The following is an 18,280-nucleotide window of genomic DNA, read 5'->3' on the forward strand; positions in this document are numbered from 1 at the left end:
GCCGAAGAAATCGGGGAAGCCGAAGAAATCGGGGAGGCCGAGGAAATCGGGGAAGCCGATGAAATCGGGGAAGCCGATGAAATCGAAACATTACAGATCATAAAGGAACCTTCACTTCCTTCAATAGAAGAAATAAATGTGGGTGATGAGAAAGATAACGGTGCGGTCGCAGAAGAAGAGTATGCCGCAGAGTATTTGTCGTCGAATCGGACTCATGAACGTAAAAAGGAAGAAGAAGCACAGGAGGAAGAACTCGTCCTCTCAACGGGCTCGAGCAAAAAACTCGAGGAAATATTCGAATCGGCAGAATCTTCCTTTTTAAAAAAGGATCGGTTTACGGGGGACGGCAAGGGGCAGGAAATCATAATAAGCTCCGGAAGGGGCAGGATTGTATTTGAGGAAATAAACGAGCTTCCTCCCGAACCCTTTGAATATCTCGAAGAATTGGATCTCGCGGGTAGTCCGGACGAATATATATATTTCGAACGGGGAGGTAAGTACTATCTTCTTAAAAAGGAGAAAGACGATAAAAGCGAAAAAACAAAAGATGCCGATGATGAGAATATGTTTGCAGATGCGATTGAAGATGAAGGGGCGGTCGGCATCGGGCAGTCAAACGGAGAAGGGTATTTAGATTCCGGAGATGCCTCTTCGTATGCAGGTGGTTTTAAAACCGCACGCGAAGAATATGAGAAATTATTACACGACGGGAAATTTCGTATTTATTCGATAGAGGAAATAAGGGAAATCCTCGGCGATATGAGTAAAAATATCATTATGGAAAACGGCGTGTATAAAATAAATAAAGATCTATTGGAAGGAGATGAATCGGCAAAAAACGTACGATTAAAGGAGCTTATTGATGAAGTGAGTCGGGAAGCGGAAAAACCGGTGAAAACCGAAGCACGTGAAACGGTCGATAAAGAATATATTTATTTTGGAGATAATGGCATAGAATATGATCAATATCTGAAGCAGTTCGATGAATCGGATGACATGCTTACCCAGATAAAATCACTCATGCAGTTTTCACGTCAGATAAACTCGATTATCAATGGATTGCTGATTCGGGAAGGCGACGGTTATCGTCTCGATGTTTCCGTCGGTTTCAGTGACATTTGCAAGGAATATTTCCGTTTCAAAAGGGAGGATATTTATACAACGGAAATATTCAATCAGCGGAAAATATTTCTTATCAACCTTCCCGTGAAACATATCAATTTTTTTCTCAATAAGCGGTGTGAACCTGATATCAATCATATGAACGGCGCGGCTTTTTTACCGGCGGTTTTTAAAGGGAAAGAGGCGTATCTCTTTCTGGCGTTTTCACGGTTTGAAAAGCTTTACATCAAGAACATCATCAATGCATTAAAGCTTGTTTTACAACGGTAAACAACAGCCGCAGCCGGATGCCGGTCCGTAATTTAATGGATAAAAAAAATGCTGATAACAATTATTTTATTAATTGTAATATAAAGTGGTACTTGACAATATACAGGGATAGTATGTATATTTGTGAGATAAATTAAAAGGTGGAGGACGATGATGGAAATTTTATTAAGCATCATTTGTACTCTCGCCGGTGGTATTCTAGGTTGGGTTATCCGATGGCTCTATGCCAGATTTCAACTTTCTTCATCTGAACAAAAGGCTAAAAGGATAATACAGGAGGCACAAAAAGAAGCAGAAACGAGGAAGAGAGAGGTTTTACTAGAAACCAAAGACCAGTTGCTTCGGGAAAAGAATCAACTGGAAAGAGAAACCCGTGAAAGACGAAATGAGCTGCAACGGATGGAAAGGCGGCTTATTTATAAAGATGAGAATCTAGAAAGAAAAATGACCATGCTTGAAAAGCAGGAAAAGGTCATAACGAACCGGGAGAGAGCGTTAACAGAAAAAGAAGAAGAGATAGGGAAAAATCAGGAAAAATGGAAAAAAGAACTAGAACGTATATGCGGTATTTCTGCAGAAGAAGCTAAAAAGCTGCTGGTGCAGAGTCTTGAAAACGAAGCGAAACGAGATGCACAGGTCATTATAAACAGGATAGAGCAGGAAGCACAGCTAACTGCAGAAAAAAAAGCAAGAGAAATTATCGTGGCGACAATCCAACGAATCGCCACTGATATCACATCGGAAGTGGCAATTACATCGGTAAGTCTGCCGAATGATGAAATGAAAGGGAGAATAATCGGAAGGGAAGGGCGTAATATCCGTACATTGGAAACCCTGACCGGTGTCGATATTATTATTGACGATACTCCCGAAGCCGTTGTTATCTCGTGCTTTGATCCAATCAGAAAAGAAATCGCAAAGGTTTCATTGGAAAGACTCATATCAGACGGGCGGATACATCCGGCGAGAATCGAAGAAATTGTCCAGAAAGTGACAAAGGAAATCGGTCAAAAAATCTACGAAGAAGGTGAAAAAATACTTTTTGATCTGGGTATCCATAATTTCAGGCCGGAAGGAATACGCGCACTCGGACGGCTTCACTTTCGGACAAGTTATGGACAGAATGTCCTCAATCACTCGAAAGAAGTCGCGATACTTTCGGGACTTCTGGCTTCGGAGCTGGGAGCGAATGTCGATATCGCGAAACGCGCCGCACTGCTTCATGATATCGGCAAGGGAGTCGAAACGGAGAGTGAGGGAAATCATGCAGAAATAGGGATGGAACTCGCCAAGAAGCTCGGGGAAGATCCGAAAGTGATTAACGCGATCGGTTCACATCACAACGATGTGGAGCCCGAGTCGATCGAAGCGATTATCGTTCAGATCGCGGATGCCATTTCGGCATCGCGGCCGGGAGCACGACGGGAAACCCTCGACAACTACCTGAAACGGCTTGAAAACCTCGAGAAAATCGCAGAAGATTTTGACGGAGTCGACAAATCATACGCAATTCAAGCAGGTAGGGAATTGAGGATTATTGTCAACAACGAAACAGTGAGTGATGACGAGGCAAAAGAGCTGGCAAAAAAAATCGCCAAAAGAATCGAGGATGAGTTAAAATATCCGGGAAGAATCAAGGTAACGATCATCCGGGAAACAAGAATATTGGAATATGCAAGGTAAGGTGTAGCGGACAACACCGTATTCTTGCTGATGAAGGGGAGTTTTCTTCTTTTCTTCGGGAGCCTTTTGATAACGGTTACCGCCAAAAGCGCGGTGACGGTTATAAAGGGCTCCCTCCTTTTTTATCCGGGTATTCGTCGACACGTTGGAACAAAAAGCTGAATAAAAAATGAAGGTTAACAAAGATGCATCATGGTTTAAAAATACTTGTTCTGGGTGATGTCATTGGGAAACCCGGATGCAGGGCTATATTCGGATATCTCGGGAGTTTGAAAAAGACGACAAAAGCCGATTGTGTGGTCGTGAACGGAGAAAACGCGTTTGAAGGAAAAGGAATCACTCCTGAAATATGCCAGATGTTTTTTAAATCCGGAGTCGATGTCATCACGACCGGTAACCATATCTGGCAACAGCGGGAGATACTGCCCTTTTTGGATAAAGAAGACCGGATTCTCAGACCGGAAAACTATCCCACAGGTGTTCCCGGTAAAGGACATTGCCTTATAACGGTTAAGGATAAGAAGGTCGGGATTATTAATCTTCAGGGGAGGGTCTTCCTTTCTCCCCTCAGATGTCCTTTTCAGGTCGGAAAAGATACCGCCGTGCGGCTCAGACGGGAAACACCAGTGGTTATCGTCGATTTTCACGCCGAGTGGACGGAAGAAAAGGAAGCGCTTGCTATTTATCTTGACGGAACAATTTCGGCGCTCGTCGGAACACATACGCATGTACAAACGGCGGATGAACGAATATTGCCGCACGGAACGGGTTATATTACCGATATCGGGATGACCGGTCCCGGAGAGAGTATTATCGGGATGAATCCGTCCATAGTGATCCAGAAAAATTTGAGTCAGATGCCCCTCAAAATGGAGGTCGCGGACAAGCAGGCCGATATTATGGGCGTACTCCTTTCAATCGATGCGGAAACGGGGAAGACCGTATCCGTCGAGCGTATCTGGGAAAAGTCCGTTATCTAGCGATGAAAGAAAAAAAAATACCGCTTCTCACATTACTCTGCGGCCGTTACCCCGATATCGGGAGGGAGGAGTTGTACGCACGGATTGTCTGTGGTGAGGTCTATGTGAACGGTGAAAAAGTCTCCGACGCCAAGACATCCGTCACCTCCTGCTGCACCATCGAGTTTCTCAAAAAGGGTTTTGTTTCAAGGGGCGGCAGAAAACTTTATCATGTCCTTTCGAAGTGGCGGTGTGAGGTCAATGATAAAATTTTCCTGGATGCGGGGTGTTCGACGGGGGGATTTACCGATTGTCTTCTCAAAAAAGGCGCCCGCCTGGTCTATGCAATCGATGTCGGATATAATCAGATCGATTACCGGCTCAGGCAAGATCCACGTGTGGTGGTTATGGAACGAACCAATATAACGGACGTGACTGCCGGAAATCTCACGCAGCGACCTTCCGCCGCGGTTTGTGATCTCTCGTTTCGTTCCGTGAGGCAGGCAGCGTCGCATATCCTGTCACTGGTCAGCCCCGGATGGCTGATCGCATTGATAAAACCGCAATTCGAATGGAAGCATCCGGCTCCCGGGTTCAAGGGGATCGTGATGGACAACCGGTTGGTATATCGGATATGTGAACATCTGATCGATGATCTATATAGTGAGCACGTGTTTGTCTCGAGAATCGAACGTTCCCCGCTTAAGGGAAGAAAGGGAAATACGGAATTGTTTTTTATGCTGAAACAGAAGCAGGAAGACGGGAGGGAAACGATAAAAGAAAACCTGAAAAAGATGTGCGGAGTATAAAAACATCGATAGCAAAAGGCGTCGCCCGTCGTGTAAGAATGATCAATTGCTTGCGATAAAAGAATCGCGCGAAAGTGGTTCGCCGATAAAAATTCCTTCCGGTCCAAGATAATTGACTTTCTCACCTTCGATCAGGATCTGTACGCCCGTGACATTCGCGAATTCGGTCGCCGTATAAACGATCTGTTTCAGCTGGGTTTTGAGTCCCTCTTTACCGAGTGTATTGAAACGAAAATATTCGTTAAAGTCGAGATAGGCAATCGAACCTTTGACGTATATATTGTTGAGCGTCGTGTGTTCCGGAATCAGGGAATAGTAGTTGGCATTGATTTCCTGGGAACCCGGGCCGCCGAGGAGAGTAAGAATGGTTTCCTTGAGAGGCGAATCGTCGTAGTATACCGATTTCTTGAATCCCTTGAGAGCGATAGTACCGTCGTCGTTTACCCTGGCAAAATAAATAAGCGCCCGTCTCATATTCCTTTTCACCGTGAGTGGAGTCGGGTCCGGTAATTCATTTCCGTTATCCCCCGATGCGTCGTCGTTGCGTGGAAGTTCTTCGTCTTTTTTATCGATAACGGTATCGACGGGATCATTTTCAGGTATTGAGTCATCCGATCGTTTGACCTTAATTTCATCTTCCACATTGTCTTTTGTGCGGATTACCGGCAGATCGGGTTTTTTCTCCTTTTTATCTCCGCTGAACATGTTTTTGACCATTTCTTCGAACCCGGTTTTTTTGATGATATCGTTTGCCGTTTTCAGATTGGCCAGCACGATAACGATAACAAGAAGAATGAGGACTATCCAGAAAAGACAACCTATCGATACTTTTTTTCCGGCCATACTGTTATAATCATCGGCTTAATAAAATACTTTTTTAACCAACAATTTATCCCTGATTCCGCTTCGCCGTCTGTCGGATCGCTTACGCGTAAAATACATTCTATATATTTGACATGGGATAGAAAAAGCCGTATAGTAAACGTGTATGAAAACCTTGAAGGGTATCGTCGCTTCGCCGGGAATTATAATCGGTAAGGCATATCTATACCTTGAAAAAGAATACAGTACCCCGAAATACGATATAAAGGATTCGGAAATACTCGCAGAGCATGAACGCTTTCTCAAGGCCGTTGAAAGTGCGACCATCGAGATTAAGGAATTAAAAAAAAAGAAAAAAAAGAAGATCAGCAAGGAAGAATGCCGTCTGCTCGATTCACATATCCTCATGCTCAATGATCCCGATATTACAAGAGAGATCATCACAAAATTGCATGAAAAGAAAAAGAATGTCGAGTGGATACTGCTTCAGGTGATCGAAGAAAATATCGACAAACTCAATGCGACACAAAACGAATACCTCAAGGAACGGACCACCGATTTCGTCGATATTTCCCAGAGAATACTCAGACACCTGCTTTTTAAAAAACGCAGGTCGCTTGCGGATCTCGAGAAGGAAGTCGTTCTTGTCGCAGGGACACTCCTTCCGTCGGACGTCATCGGGATGAACAAGGAAAAGGTAAAAGGAATCGCGACGGACGGTGGGACAAAAACATCCCATATCGCCATTCTCGCGAGGTCCTTTGAAATTCCCGCGGTTGTCGGGCTTTCCGATATTTCGACTAAAATCGAATCCGATGATGAATTGATCATCGACGGTAATAAGGGAGAAGTCATCATCACGCCGGATGATGTGACAAAAAAGAATTACCGGAAAACTCAAAAAAAATGGCTGAAACATGAACTTCAGCTTCTCAACATGAACAAGCTTCCCGCGACGACCAGGGACGGAAAAATTATTAATCTCAAGGCGAACATCGAAACTCCGGACGAAGTGAAATCCGCGATCGCACATGGCGCAGACGGGATCGGGCTTTACCGGTCGGAGTTTTTATTCATTCAACCGACCGGCTTCCCTTCGGAAGACGAACAGTACAAGGCGTACAGTACGGTACTCGAAGCCATGAAGGACAAAAGCGTCTGCATCCGGACACTCGATTACGGCGGCGAAAAAATAATCCCCGATTTCGACAACAGGATAGAAGGCAATCCATTACTCGGCTGGAGGGCGGTCAGGTTTTACAGGTCGTATCCGGATATTTTCAAGACGCAGGTACGGGCGATTCTTCGGGCGTCCGTCCACGGCCGTCTGAAAATGATGTTCCCGATGATTTCCGGTATCGATGAATTGAAGCTGCTTATGAGTATGGTCGAATCGGTGAAGAAAGACTTAAGGAAGAAAAAGATCGAGTTTGTCGAAGATATCGATATCGGTATCATGATAGAAGTACCGTCCGCCGCCCTGACATCCGATATCCTCGCCCGCCATACCGGTTTTTTTTCCATCGGCACAAACGATCTTATCCAGTACACGCTCGCCGTTGACAGAGGGAATGAACGGGTCGCGTATCTCTATGAACCCTTTCATCCCGGAGTTATTCGTCTTATTCAACAGGTGATCGATAATGCGAAGCGCCGGGGTATTCCGGTGGAAATGTGCGGAGAAATGGCGGGTAATCCGTACGCGGTCGCGCTCCTTGTGGGGCTGGGACTGGATTCGTTCAGCCTGAGTCCGGTAAGAATTCCGGAGGTGAAAAAAATCATTCGTTCGATCAACATGTCGGAGGCGGCCTGTCTTGTCGATCAGGTTCTCTCGATGGAACAGACGGCGAAGATAGAAAAGACTATCGTGAAGTGGATGGAGGAGAAGCTTGATTTCAATTCCGGTAAAAGTTGATTTCCCCAGGATTGCGATCATCGGGAGACCGAATGTCGGCAAATCCACCCTGTTTAACCGTTTGTTGGGAACAAAACGCGCGATTACTGATCCCACCCCCGGTGTGACACGGGATTCCGTCGAGTCATCGTGTGAGTTTGAGGGAAAATCGTTTATCCTCATCGATACCGGGGGGTTTACCCTGCAAGAGGGGGAATACAATCAGCTTGTATCGGGCAAAAGCCTTGCCGTTGCCGGAGAAGCCGATCTGGTCATCCTCCTCATCGATATTACCGATATAAACGGAGACGATCTGGAGTTTATCGAAAAGGTAAGGCCGCTTGAAGAAAAAATAATACTGGTTGTCAACAAAGTCGATAACGAAAAGCGGGCGCAACAAATATGGAACCTCTATAAGTTCGGATTCAAGCGAATGGTCGATGTTTCGGCTGTTCACGGCAGAAACATCGATAAGCTGATACAGGAAATACTCTTTTTTTTCAAGGACCATGAAACCCGTAAAACGGAGACTGGTGGCCGGCAGAAAATACGCCTTGCCATTTTGGGAAAACCGAATACCGGAAAATCGACCATGACAAATTACCTTATCGGCGAGGAAAAATCGATTGTTTCATCGATTCCGGGAACAACCCGGGACGTGGTCGAAGGAAGTTTTCTGTACAATAACTATCATTTTCAGGTACTCGATACGGCGGGGATCAGACGGAAAAAAAAGGTCAAGGAATCCGTCGAATATTACTCCGTCAACAGGGCGATCCGGGCTATTGAAGATTCGGATGTCGTCTTTCTCCTTATCGAAAGCAGATGCAATATCACCGAGCAGGATAAAAAAATAGCCGCATTGATTGAAAAAAAAGGACGTGGGATCGTCCTCGTGTTGAACAAGTGGGATCTCCTCGAACATATTCCGAACAGGCTTCAGGCGGTGACTGACAGACTCCGATTTCTCTTTCCGATGCTGCATTTCGCACCGATCGTCCCCGTCTCATCAATGACCGGGGAAGGGATGAAGAAACTCCTTTCGACGAGCATCAAGGTTTACAGGCAACTCGCCTCCCGAATCGATACATCGCGTCTCAATACCCTGCTCAAGCGGTGGACGGATCTCGATTCGGTCAAGGTGAGAGGAAAGGAAGTAAAAATTCGTTACGCAACCCAGGTAAGTTCCAATCCGGTCAAGTTCGTCTTTTTTTTGAGTCGATGCGGCGAATTACGGAATGAGCAAAAACTCTATATGAAAAACAGATTGCGCAGGGAATTGAAACTGGATAGTATTCCCGTCGAACTCGAGTTCAGGGAAAAAGAAAAAAATAGTCGACGGCATTAACGGCCGGCAGATACTCTAAAATATATCCCGATTTCTTTCCATGGGGATGCAAGACATGCGGAAATACAGTATCGGTGAAGTATGCGGAATGCTCGGCGTGAAACCACACGTGGTTCGGTATTGGGAACAGGAAATACCGTTTCTCTCTTCGCGAAAAACAAAAAGCGGCAGGAGAACCTTTTCCGACCGTGACCTCCGGCTTCTCCAGCGCCTTAAATATCTCCTCTATGAAAAACGGTATACAATCGAAGGCGCCCGTAACAGAATCTGGGAGGAGATTAACGCCCCGCACATTGATCTCAAAATAAGGATCGCGGAAATAAGAAGTGAATTGATGGAACTGCTGCATGTCATGAAAAAGTCCGGCCCCGACCCCTGAACGCGATGTCCGTTGGGAGACGTCAGGCCGTCCGTCGGAAGGGGGAGAGCGTTCGGGAAGAAAGTTATGTTATCCGCGTTCAATGTCGAAAATAAGAAAACAGGCCGCCGTCGTGCCCCGCAGGTTTCAGAAAGGCGGTGTGTTATGAACGAAGGCGACGGATCTGATGTAACGCAACAAGGGGGAATACCGGTTTTGGAAGAAAGGAGGAACGCACGGATGCCCGGCAACGGACAATGGCGGAAACGATGCCGTCTGATACTCGCGGCAGTCTCGATGTGCATCTTGTGGCCGCACGGACTCCGCGCCGAAAATTTTTTTCATACGGACCTCGATTCCCATTCGCTTCATCTTCCCGAAAATCAGGACGTCAGACTTCTCTACCGGACGGTCATCCTATCGAGTCTTTATAAGGCGAAGAACGAAAAACAGGCCGTCGTACAGAGGGAAGACGATGAGGTCCGTGTCCAGTTTCGGGTCGTCGCCAATGAAGAGTTTCTTTATTTTCTCTTTCTGAATGAAAAGGCAGACGAATTTCCGATGATCGGGACCGGTAATGTTTCCGTCAAACGAAGTCTGATTGACGGTGCCATCGCCGGAATGACGGTGATGATCCGGGATAACAGCGGATGTTTTCTCAGAATATTCCCGTACGGGAAGCGATCTCTTCTGGATGTATACCTTTTTGACGTCAGGATCTGTCACGATATCGTTCTTCCCCATCCTATCGATACCGTGATTTTCGAACCGCTTTCGTCCATCATCTCCTACACAAGGCCGGTCATCGATTGGTATACCGTCCTTTACGGGGGATACGAACATGAAAACGGGAATATCCCCGCAATGGTCGAAACCATTCGCGACCGGCTGCCGGTAATGAATGACCGTGACGACGGTGCGATGAATGAACGCGGGGAGTATGTCTTTATTCACGACGGGCGGTTGCAGGAGGGCGAAAATGGCTTCAACTGTTCCGGATTCGTCAAATGGATCGTCGACGGCCTCTGTTTTCCGCTTTCGGGAAGCTATCTTTCCGTCGAACGTCTCAAAATCAAACACCTCGAGGTCCGGGGGAACAGCTGGTCGGACTGGTACGAGGACAGCCGTGATCCGTATTTCGGTCTCGATTGGTCGAGAAATTGCGCCGTCGCATACGATGAAGCACGATCGGGGAAAACGCAGTCGAATCCGGAGACCTTCGATGTCCGTTCCGTTCCCTACCTCACCTATATCGAGGACGTCGGATATCCCGTTTCCGAACTCGAGCTGCTTCTCTTTCTGGACGCGGCCAGGTACCCGGGCAGCATGTATATCGGTTCAATCAACAGGGAGTACGGTAAAGAACCGCCATTGCATCAACATGTCCATCTCGCCGTGTTCTTTCCCGTTTTCCAGGCGGATGGAAGCTTTCATATCATCGTCATGGAGAGGAACCATGAGACCGAACTCGAAACATTCAGGCAAGATCACATTGGCGAGTATATTCATTGCATCAGATTGAATCCCTCAGGCGATTTTTCTCCTCCGCTTCTCCAATAGGACCTTCAGACGATGAAAATTCGCGCGGTTTGTTTTGATATCGACGGAACCCTGTACCCGTATTTCTGGATGTATCTCACCTCGATAAAATTATTCTTCAACCACCCCTCGTTTGCCTATCATTACCGGAGCATGCGTAAACAGATTCGTGCAATGGACGGAATACATGATTTTCGTAGAAAACAGGCGGACCTTCTCGCGGAAAAACTCGATATTCCGCCTTCCAGGGCATTCCGGCTTATCGAAGAGAGAATTTACGGGCAATGGATCGACAGTTTCGCCATTATCAAACCTTTCCCGTATCTGAAACAGGTCCTCAGACGGCTTGACGCGCAGGGATTCACCCTCGCGGTTCTCTCCGATTATCCGGTCGAAAAAAAACTCGCGTTCCTCGGACTCAGTGATATATGGGCGGCGACCCTTTCGGCCGAATCGGTTCATCGACTGAAACCCCATCCGGCGAGTTTTCTGAAATTGTGCGCGCTGCTCGATATGGCACCGGAAGATATTCTCTATGTCGGAGATACATACGGTCACGATATAATCGGAGCGAAAAGAGTGGGCATGAAAACGGCACATCTTTCAACAGGACGTAAAAAAGCCGGTATTTCCGACTTCACTTTTTCTCACTACGGGGATTTTTACTCGCGTATTATAGAAAAAATTATTTGACACCAGATTCACAATGCGTTAATATGATGTATATTCCTTTGGGAGGGGAAAAATGGAACTAGTCTCATTTTCTGCAAACCTTATTACGATTGCGATCGTTATAACCATACTCATTATATATCGTTATCTTGACCGCAACAATCGCAGTCTCGAAAAGGTAAAACGTTTTACGGATAAAATCAAGGGCGATTTGTCCGGTTTTATCGATGAAAAAACCCAGGAAATGCGGAATCTGTCCATCGATGTGCAGGTTAATCTGAAAACCGGAAAAGAAATCTTGAACAGAATCAATGACATCGAACTCGAGTTGAAAAGCAAGGCGGAGACAATGGATAAGGTGCAAGACAGGGTGCATCAATACGATACTCTTATCGAGGAACTCAATCATTCGACTGTCCTTGTGGAGGAGAATCTGCGGCGTATTCATGATGAATCCGGTTTTATCGACAAGGTCGGTAAAAGGGTAAAGGAGGCGGCGGGCCGGCTCGATCAGCTCGAAAAAGCCATACCGTCCATTAAGGAAGAAATTAATACGCAGAATCTCGAAAATCTTTCGAAGGTCAAGAACCAGATCCTCGAAGGGATCCGGGAACGGATCAATCAGGCATCGGAAGAGATAACCGCCCATGAGGGTCGCGTAAAGGATTTCTCCACCTACTTGACTCATCTCGAAGCCCGGCGTGATTCGTTGAGCCAGCAGCTTGTGAAAAATCTCGAATCGGCCTACAATAATTTCGAGGAAAAAGCTGGGCAGCGGCGCGAGCATATGGCAAAAGAGTTCCAGGCGTACCTCGCAGGCATTCTCAAGGACGCCTACCGGAAGAAGGATACCTATAAGGCCTCGATAGACGAATTGGTCGCTTCCGCCGATGTCGAGATTACCTCACAGGAAGACCGGCTTCTGAAATGCCTCATCGAGTTCAAGAAAGATGTCGAGCATACGGAGATAACCTATCAACAGAGACTCGGAAAAGCGGCGGAAGACGCCAAGAAATTCGAACATGAGGTGTTTGCCGAACTGAAACAGAAAACGAACAATGACGCGGCAAAGATACACAATGAAATCCAGAAAAAACTCGACGGCTTTACCCGGGAAGTCGAAACACGGAACAACGAGATACTCGGTATCCTGGGCAAACTGAAGCAAAACACCGAAGTCTGGAAGGCCGGTGTCGGTAAAAAGATCGAAAAAATGGTCAAAGACCTCAACACGAAATTCATCGAGGGAAAAGCGGGAATCGAGAGTTCGATGCAGCAATATATCAAGCAGACACTCGACAAACAAAAATGCTTCGAAGCGGAAACGGAGGACTTTCTCAAAGATTGCAGGAACAAAATGCAAAACCTCGATATCGAATACACGAACAAGATGGGGGAGATCGACGGCGATTTTTCGTCATTCAAAAACGATTATCACCTGATGCTGGAAGAATTGGAAAAGAAGAACGAGGAGGAACGCACGGGGCTTTGCGCGACATTCGAGGAAAAGATCAATGGACTGGAAAAAAAGATCGCCGTACGCCATGAGAAAGTGAAGAAGGATTTCGAAGAGATAAACCGTTTGGGAGACGATATCGATTTCAGGGTGACGAATATAAAAAAAGACCTTCAGGAAAGTTCGTGCAGTCTGCTTCAGGCGATCGAAGAGTTCAGAACGGAATATCAGAATAAAATCGATAGTACCGCCCATGATGTCTCTTCCGGGGTCATGGGGCGTATCGAAGACCGGCTTGAGGAGTATGAGCGTGATATGAATTACCGCTTCGCGAAACTCGAAGCGTCGAACGCCGATATCGAAGAACTCGCGGAAAACCTGAAAGGGGTAATGGCGGCCAAAAAGGAAGAACTGAAGAACGACTTCGAACTGTTTATCGCTTCATTGACGGAAAAACGCAATGAAGACAGGACCGCGGCCGCGTCCATGATGGATGAAATAAAGACAGAAATCGCGGACCTTGAAAAAGAAATCGGTCAATTGAAATCATCGTCGTATCAGGATGTATCGGAAAAATTAAAAATATTCGAGGATGATTTTTTCAAGGATCTCAAAGACCGCAGCGAAACGATAGAACAAACACTGAATGAATGGCAGGACGATGTCAACGAAAAGATCGAGACATTGAACGGACGTTTAAAATCAGATAACGAGGAGATCGTCCGTCGGTACGAAGAGAAGCTCGAAACCGGACTCAGACGGTTGTCCGAAAAAACGGACGGGGAAATATCGGAAATCGATGAGAGAATCGCCGATTTCAGGCAGGTCATCAAACAGCGTATCGAAGAAGGAGAAGTGGAATGGAAGGACACCCTGGACGGAGCGATCGAACAATACCGGCGTGAAATGACTGATCGAATCGAGACGATGCAGACGGAACTCGAATCCGGGATCGACGGCTTCGAAGACGAAGTACGGGGGCATCAGGCTGATTTCATGCAGAAAACTGATTCTGATTACTCGAAACTGAAAGACGATCTCGATTCGATATCGAGCCGGTTCAGGCAATTCGAGGAGGAAGTCGAAGAAAAGACAGGAACATATTTCGAGGCGTTCGACAGGGATTACGGCAGAAAACAGGAAGAGTTTACCGCGAAACTGAAAGACGTGCAGGGTGAGTTCGAACTGCAGATACGGGATCTTCGTGAAGATATCTCCTCGGCAAAAGCGTATGTCGAGCAGAAGAAAAACGAACAACTCGTCGAACTCGAGAAAAGGTATAATCATCTTGTCATGAACCTCGATACTATCGAAGAAAAACAGGAACAGCTCGATGAAAGGGCTAAGATATTCGAGAGGACGGAAGCATTTATCGATAAACTCGAAGGGGAATTGGAGGCTTTCAATGAAACGGCCGAACGGATCGGACCGGAACGGGAAGCGATGATTTCGATGCAAAAGGAATTCGCGACAATAAAGGAAACCATGCGGGATGTGACGGCCGATATCGAACAGATGAGCGGAAACCTCCGCGATGAATATAAAGCGATCGAAGAGGAGGCCGCGCGGAACAGACATGAACTCAAGGATTTTATCAGTGATGCGGACCGGAAGATTCACGATATTTCAAAACGGCTCATCGAACAGGACAACGAGTTGAACGAACGGATACACTACGCCCTCGAACGCTTCAACGGCCAATACAAGGAACTCGAACAGGAACTCTCGAACATGGCCTCGATATCGAAGGAAGACCTCGAGAAACGGATAGGAAGTTTCGAGAAAACATACAGGGAAGATCACGAAAAGGCGCGCCAGATGTATGAAAAGCTCGTCGAACGGATCGAGACGGAATACAGGAGACTCTCGGAAGATTTGATTGAAATACAGAAGCAGAAGGAGAATTTTGTCGCGCAAACGAAATTATTCCAGCGAGCCGATACCCTCAAGATTCAGTTGAGAAGCGACATCGATGAACTCAAAAAAGATCTCAAGACAATCGAGCCTTCGCGTAAAAAAATGAACGCGATAACCGTAGAGATCGTGAAGGTGAACAAGCTGGCGGACGAAGTGACGTCAAAAGCGAATAAATATTTTGCCGAGAAACGGCGGCTCGAAAGTATGGAGAAGAATTTCAGTCAGCTGATGAAAGTCGCGGACGAGATCGACACAAAACTTCACGATGTGACGGCCGCTTCGGATGCTATTCAGGAGATCAAACTAAAAATAAGGGAATTGAGTGAAATCGGTAAAATGACCGAATCGCAATTTACAAGACTCGAAAAAAAGAAAGAGGTGATCGATTCGACGACAAAGGGAGTGGATAAAAACTTCCGGATTCTCGAGGAACTGGAAAAGGAAATCAAGCGGCTCAAGGAAAGTGTCGCAGATATTCCGCCCAAGGTTCTCACTATCGGCCAGGAGTTGAAATATCTGATTGAAAACAAGCCGAAGGCCGATACGGCCGTCACCCAGTTGCAGAAAATCGACGATCTGATGAACGATATCGAAAACCGGAGCAGCAAACTCATGACCGCGAGGGAGTGGCTCGCCAGAACGGAAACACGGCTCGAATCGATCGGCAAGAACGCGCAGGATCAGCTGAAACTGCTGCAAACTCTCATGAAAGACGAAGGACATAACGGGGGCGCGAAATCGCGCGGCGCGCCCGCACCGGATAAGCGCCAGATGATCATCAAGCTTTCCCGTCAGGGCTGGGCGCCGAAGGAGATCGCAAAGGCGACAAGTACGAGTCTCGGGGAAGTGGAACTCATTCTGGAACTGGAACCGAAGAAACGGTAGACTGACCATCATATACGGTTTTTTTGATATCGTGAAGGACCTGCATTAAACGGCGGTCGGGACTCGAATCCGGTTTTCGGAAATATAATAAGCCGATCTGCGAGAATACCTGTTACTCCTTGTCATTAAGGGAAGATTCCACCGCTTCACTCTCCAACCTACCGTCACTCGTGTATACCTTGCAGGTGAGTGTTTTAGCGCCGGTCGCAAGATGCGCGGGACAATAATCGAGCCGCGTGACACTCGTCGCATTCCTCACGAGACGGCCGTCAACGAGCCATTCATACCGGTAGCAGATTTTATCCATGTCGGGATCGGGGTAGTCGATGGAGGCATCGACCACGCAGGCGACGGGGCCGTCTTTTTCCGGAGACGGCGGGGCCAGCTTCACTCCTTTTGGGGGGGCGGGGGGGCTGTTCGAGGGTTTTTCGTCATCCACGGTAAAAAAACACCGCTTCGCGAGCTGTCCATCGTGGTAGATCTCCATCCGCCAGCGTCCCGGGGACGCCTTTTTTGAAAATACGGCCGAATACGAATATTGCCACACCTCTGCGCCCAGTCCATGCCATGGTTTCGATCCGTCGATCGTATCCGTCCATTCATTGACATACTCCGAATCCGGTGAAACGAGACGCCATTTTCTTTCGTATTCGGTTTCGGGCACATTCAGTACGGTAATCAATAATTGCAGTTTTCTGTCTTTACTCTCTCCCCGTTTTGCATACGTTTCCCTCACGGAAACGAAAGGCAGTTTTTTACGATTTTCAGGATAATACAAACCGCAATCGGTGATAACCAAAGGAGAATCGTACGGCGGCTGCGCTGACCATCTCGAGACGATGGGATTAATCGGTCCCGAGAATGGGTCGACCGATACACCGTTCTCGCGCCACTCGAAATGAAGATGGGGCCAGGTCGAATTTCCCGAACTTCCCAGGAGTCCGATTTGTTGTCCCGTCGACACATGCTCTCCTTTTTTGACGCATACGGAACCCTTCCTCAAGTGATTGTAATAGCTTTCGCGTCCCCCGCCGTGATCGATGAGGACGAAATTACCCTGTACCCCTTTTTTGACCGAGTTTTCCCTGTCGAAAACACCGTCCAGGACATCGGATACCACACCGTCAGCAACGGCGACTACGGCAATACCCACGTCCTGGTCTTCGAATCCCGCAGGTCCGAAATCACTCCCGATATGTCCGTCATATGTATTGTCTCCCCCCATATAATCCAGGATGTTGTTTTTTCCGAGACCGTATGAGGAAAAGGTCGTCGCCTGTTTCGGGTCATGGTCGTAGAAGGCCATCATTCTGATGGTGTCCGTTCCGGGAATACAGGCACATGGGAAAATGCGTATCGGTCCGCCGCCGTCATCGGGGAAAAGCGGTATGACGGGGAGTAACGCGATTGCGATCGATATTGCCCGAAAAAACACGATCCTGTTTCGTTTCACTGTCGCATTCCTTTCTTCACGTTCAAAGTATAGGGTAAGTGAGGGGAAAATGCCAGCTGCCGAGGCAAAAACACAGGAAACAGCCGCTTGTTTTTCGAAAAATGAAAATGCCCGCCGCCGTTCGACGAATGGCCTTCCATGGCGGATTTATTCCGAATATAAAACCGGAGATGATATACCCTGTTGACAGAGAAGACAATCGTCGCATGAACGGCTTGTAAATATGGATACCTCTTCAGTATCCGAGAAATTCCAGAAACGAACGGGTAAAAATATAATCAGGAAGCGGGCTTTTGACTATCTTTTCCGGGAAGAGAAGGGTTTTTATATCGGGGTTTTCTCCGCGGACGACCACGATTTCCGTCGGAATATACCATTGATCGTTCCGTTCCCATTTCCGCAGCCATCTCGTCCTGACAAGATGATTTTCATGATCATAGCACTCCTCCCGCATTGGGAGCAGTTCGGGCTCGGCCACACGGACCCTCAACACGGCGAAGGGGGCGGTCTTCGTTTTGGCGCGGAGTGTAATCAGCGTGAATTGATCCGGCCCTTCGGCAAACGGCTCCCGGGATTCAATTGCGTACCAGCTGCTGTAATGCGCGGGGAGGAAATCCAAACACGAAAGCGCGGTCGAATCGATTCGATCGGTTCCGGCGGCGATAAAAAACGTCTTGATCCGGTTATTGTAAAGCCACCATTCATCGCCTTTTTTAAGGACACCCGAACCTTTGATTGCATCCGGCGAGGAGGCGATCAAAAGGAGGTTGCACCCGGTGTCTTTCATGCAGAAAAAACGATGGACACGGAATAGGGAATCTCCCTGTTCCCGTGAAAGACACGTGATCGCCCTGTATGTCACGAGGGAGGAGTCGGGGCAGGAAAGATTCATTTCCATTTTTTCGAGAAATCCCACCGTACCGTCCATTTCCTCCGCCGGAACGGAAAGGGTGATCGCAAGGAATATGAGAAGAAGCGTTCCCCGTTTCAGGGAGGTGTTTTCATTCATTACTTTTTCCCTTTCCCGGAATCGAAACCGATATGTACGCCGAAAGGCTGAAGTGAGATTAAAACCGGAATGGCAAGCGCCGCC

General features: G+C 47.3%; 13 protein-coding genes. 10 read left to right on the forward strand and 3 right to left on the reverse strand.

The features are described from left to right. The 4 genes from JW881_10135 to JW881_10150 form a co-directional block, all read left to right on the forward strand. The coding region (locus JW881_10135) for a hypothetical protein (protein MBN1697859.1) at window positions 1-1,392 on the forward strand (1,392 nt) is incomplete at its 5' end. Window positions 1,393-1,545: 153 nt separating this feature from the next. Then, window positions 1,546-3,075: a ribonuclease Y gene (gene rny / locus JW881_10140; protein ID MBN1697860.1), complete on the forward strand. Its 1,530-nt coding sequence runs from the start codon at window positions 1,546-1,548 to the stop codon at window positions 3,073-3,075. Window positions 3,076-3,260: 185 nt separating this feature from the next. Next, window positions 3,261-4,055: a TIGR00282 family metallophosphoesterase gene (locus JW881_10145; GenBank protein ID MBN1697861.1), complete on the forward strand. Its 795-nt coding sequence runs from the start codon at window positions 3,261-3,263 to the stop codon at window positions 4,053-4,055. 2 nt (window positions 4,056-4,057) lie between these two features. Further along, a complete protein-coding gene (locus tag JW881_10150) occupies window positions 4,058-4,843 on the forward strand; it encodes a TlyA family RNA methyltransferase (GenBank protein ID MBN1697862.1) in 786 nt (261 codons plus the stop codon). 42 nt (window positions 4,844-4,885) lie between these two features. Here the strand turns inward: JW881_10150 and JW881_10155 are convergent, their stop codons facing one another. Further along, on the reverse strand, window positions 4,886-5,686 hold the full coding sequence (locus JW881_10155; GenBank protein MBN1697863.1) for a GerMN domain-containing protein: 801 nt from the start codon (window positions 5,684-5,686) through the stop codon (window positions 4,886-4,888). Window positions 5,687-5,831: 145 nt separating this feature from the next. Between JW881_10155 and ptsP the strand changes: the two genes are divergently transcribed. The 6 genes from ptsP (at window position 5,832) to JW881_10185 (ending at window position 15,734) form a co-directional block, all read left to right on the forward strand. Next, entirely contained in the window at window positions 5,832-7,580 is a 1,749-nt protein-coding gene (gene ptsP, locus JW881_10160) for a phosphoenolpyruvate--protein phosphotransferase (protein ID MBN1697864.1), read from the forward strand. After that, window positions 7,555-8,907, forward strand: coding sequence for a ribosome biogenesis GTPase Der (gene der, locus JW881_10165; GenBank protein MBN1697865.1), 1,353 nt, complete (start codon window positions 7,555-7,557; stop codon window positions 8,905-8,907). Before ptsP ends, der begins: the two co-directional genes overlap by 26 nt. A gap of 55 nt (window positions 8,908-8,962) precedes the next feature. Next, the gene (locus tag JW881_10170) at window positions 8,963-9,286 is read left to right on the forward strand and encodes a MerR family transcriptional regulator (protein MBN1697866.1); all 324 of its coding nucleotides are present in this window, start codon (window positions 8,963-8,965) and stop codon (window positions 9,284-9,286) included. A 144-nt stretch (window positions 9,287-9,430) separates the two neighbouring features. Beyond that, on the forward strand, window positions 9,431-10,825 hold the full coding sequence (locus tag JW881_10175; protein ID MBN1697867.1) for a hypothetical protein: 1,395 nt from the start codon (window positions 9,431-9,433) through the stop codon (window positions 10,823-10,825). A gap of 12 nt (window positions 10,826-10,837) precedes the next feature. Continuing rightward, entirely contained in the window at window positions 10,838-11,497 is a 660-nt protein-coding gene (locus JW881_10180) for an HAD family hydrolase (protein MBN1697868.1), read from the forward strand. Between the two features lie 52 nt (window positions 11,498-11,549). After that, window positions 11,550-15,734, forward strand: coding sequence for a hypothetical protein (locus JW881_10185; GenBank protein ID MBN1697869.1), 4,185 nt, complete (start codon window positions 11,550-11,552; stop codon window positions 15,732-15,734). A gap of 112 nt (window positions 15,735-15,846) precedes the next feature. Here the strand turns inward: JW881_10185 and JW881_10190 are convergent, their stop codons facing one another. Then, on the reverse strand, window positions 15,847-17,187 hold the full coding sequence (locus JW881_10190; protein ID MBN1697870.1) for a M23 family metallopeptidase: 1,341 nt from the start codon (window positions 17,185-17,187) through the stop codon (window positions 15,847-15,849). Window positions 17,188-17,422: 235 nt separating this feature from the next. After that, window positions 17,423-18,196: an outer membrane lipoprotein-sorting protein gene (locus JW881_10195; GenBank protein MBN1697871.1), complete on the reverse strand. Its 774-nt coding sequence runs from the start codon at window positions 18,194-18,196 to the stop codon at window positions 17,423-17,425. Window positions 18,197-18,280 lie beyond the last annotated feature (84 nt).

It is taken from the genome of Spirochaetales bacterium (assembly GCA_016930085.1).
Taxonomy (GTDB): domain Bacteria; phylum Spirochaetota; class Spirochaetia; order SZUA-6; family JAFGRV01; genus JAFGHO01.

Excerpts from the sequence above, each read along its gene's own strand:
- JW881_10185 (MBN1697869.1), top strand. The coding sequence starts at position 11,550 with ATGGAACTAGTCTCATTTTCTGCAAACCTTATTACGATTGCGATCGTT.
- JW881_10195 (MBN1697871.1), bottom strand. The coding sequence starts at position 18,196 with ATGAATGAAAACACCTCCCTGAAACGGGGAACGCTTCTTCTCATATTC.
- JW881_10180 (MBN1697868.1), top strand. The coding sequence starts at position 10,838 with ATGAAAATTCGCGCGGTTTGTTTTGATATCGACGGAACCCTGTACCCG.
- JW881_10155 (MBN1697863.1), bottom strand. The coding sequence starts at position 5,686 with ATGGCCGGAAAAAAAGTATCGATAGGTTGTCTTTTCTGGATAGTCCTC.
- JW881_10170 (MBN1697866.1), top strand. The coding sequence starts at position 8,963 with ATGCGGAAATACAGTATCGGTGAAGTATGCGGAATGCTCGGCGTGAAA.
- JW881_10145 (MBN1697861.1), top strand. The coding sequence starts at position 3,261 with ATGCATCATGGTTTAAAAATACTTGTTCTGGGTGATGTCATTGGGAAA.
- rny (MBN1697860.1), top strand. The coding sequence starts at position 1,546 with ATGGAAATTTTATTAAGCATCATTTGTACTCTCGCCGGTGGTATTCTA.
- JW881_10175 (MBN1697867.1), top strand. The coding sequence starts at position 9,431 with ATGAACGAAGGCGACGGATCTGATGTAACGCAACAAGGGGGAATACCG.
- JW881_10150 (MBN1697862.1), top strand. The coding sequence starts at position 4,058 with ATGAAAGAAAAAAAAATACCGCTTCTCACATTACTCTGCGGCCGTTAC.
- ptsP (MBN1697864.1), top strand. The coding sequence starts at position 5,832 with ATGAAAACCTTGAAGGGTATCGTCGCTTCGCCGGGAATTATAATCGGT.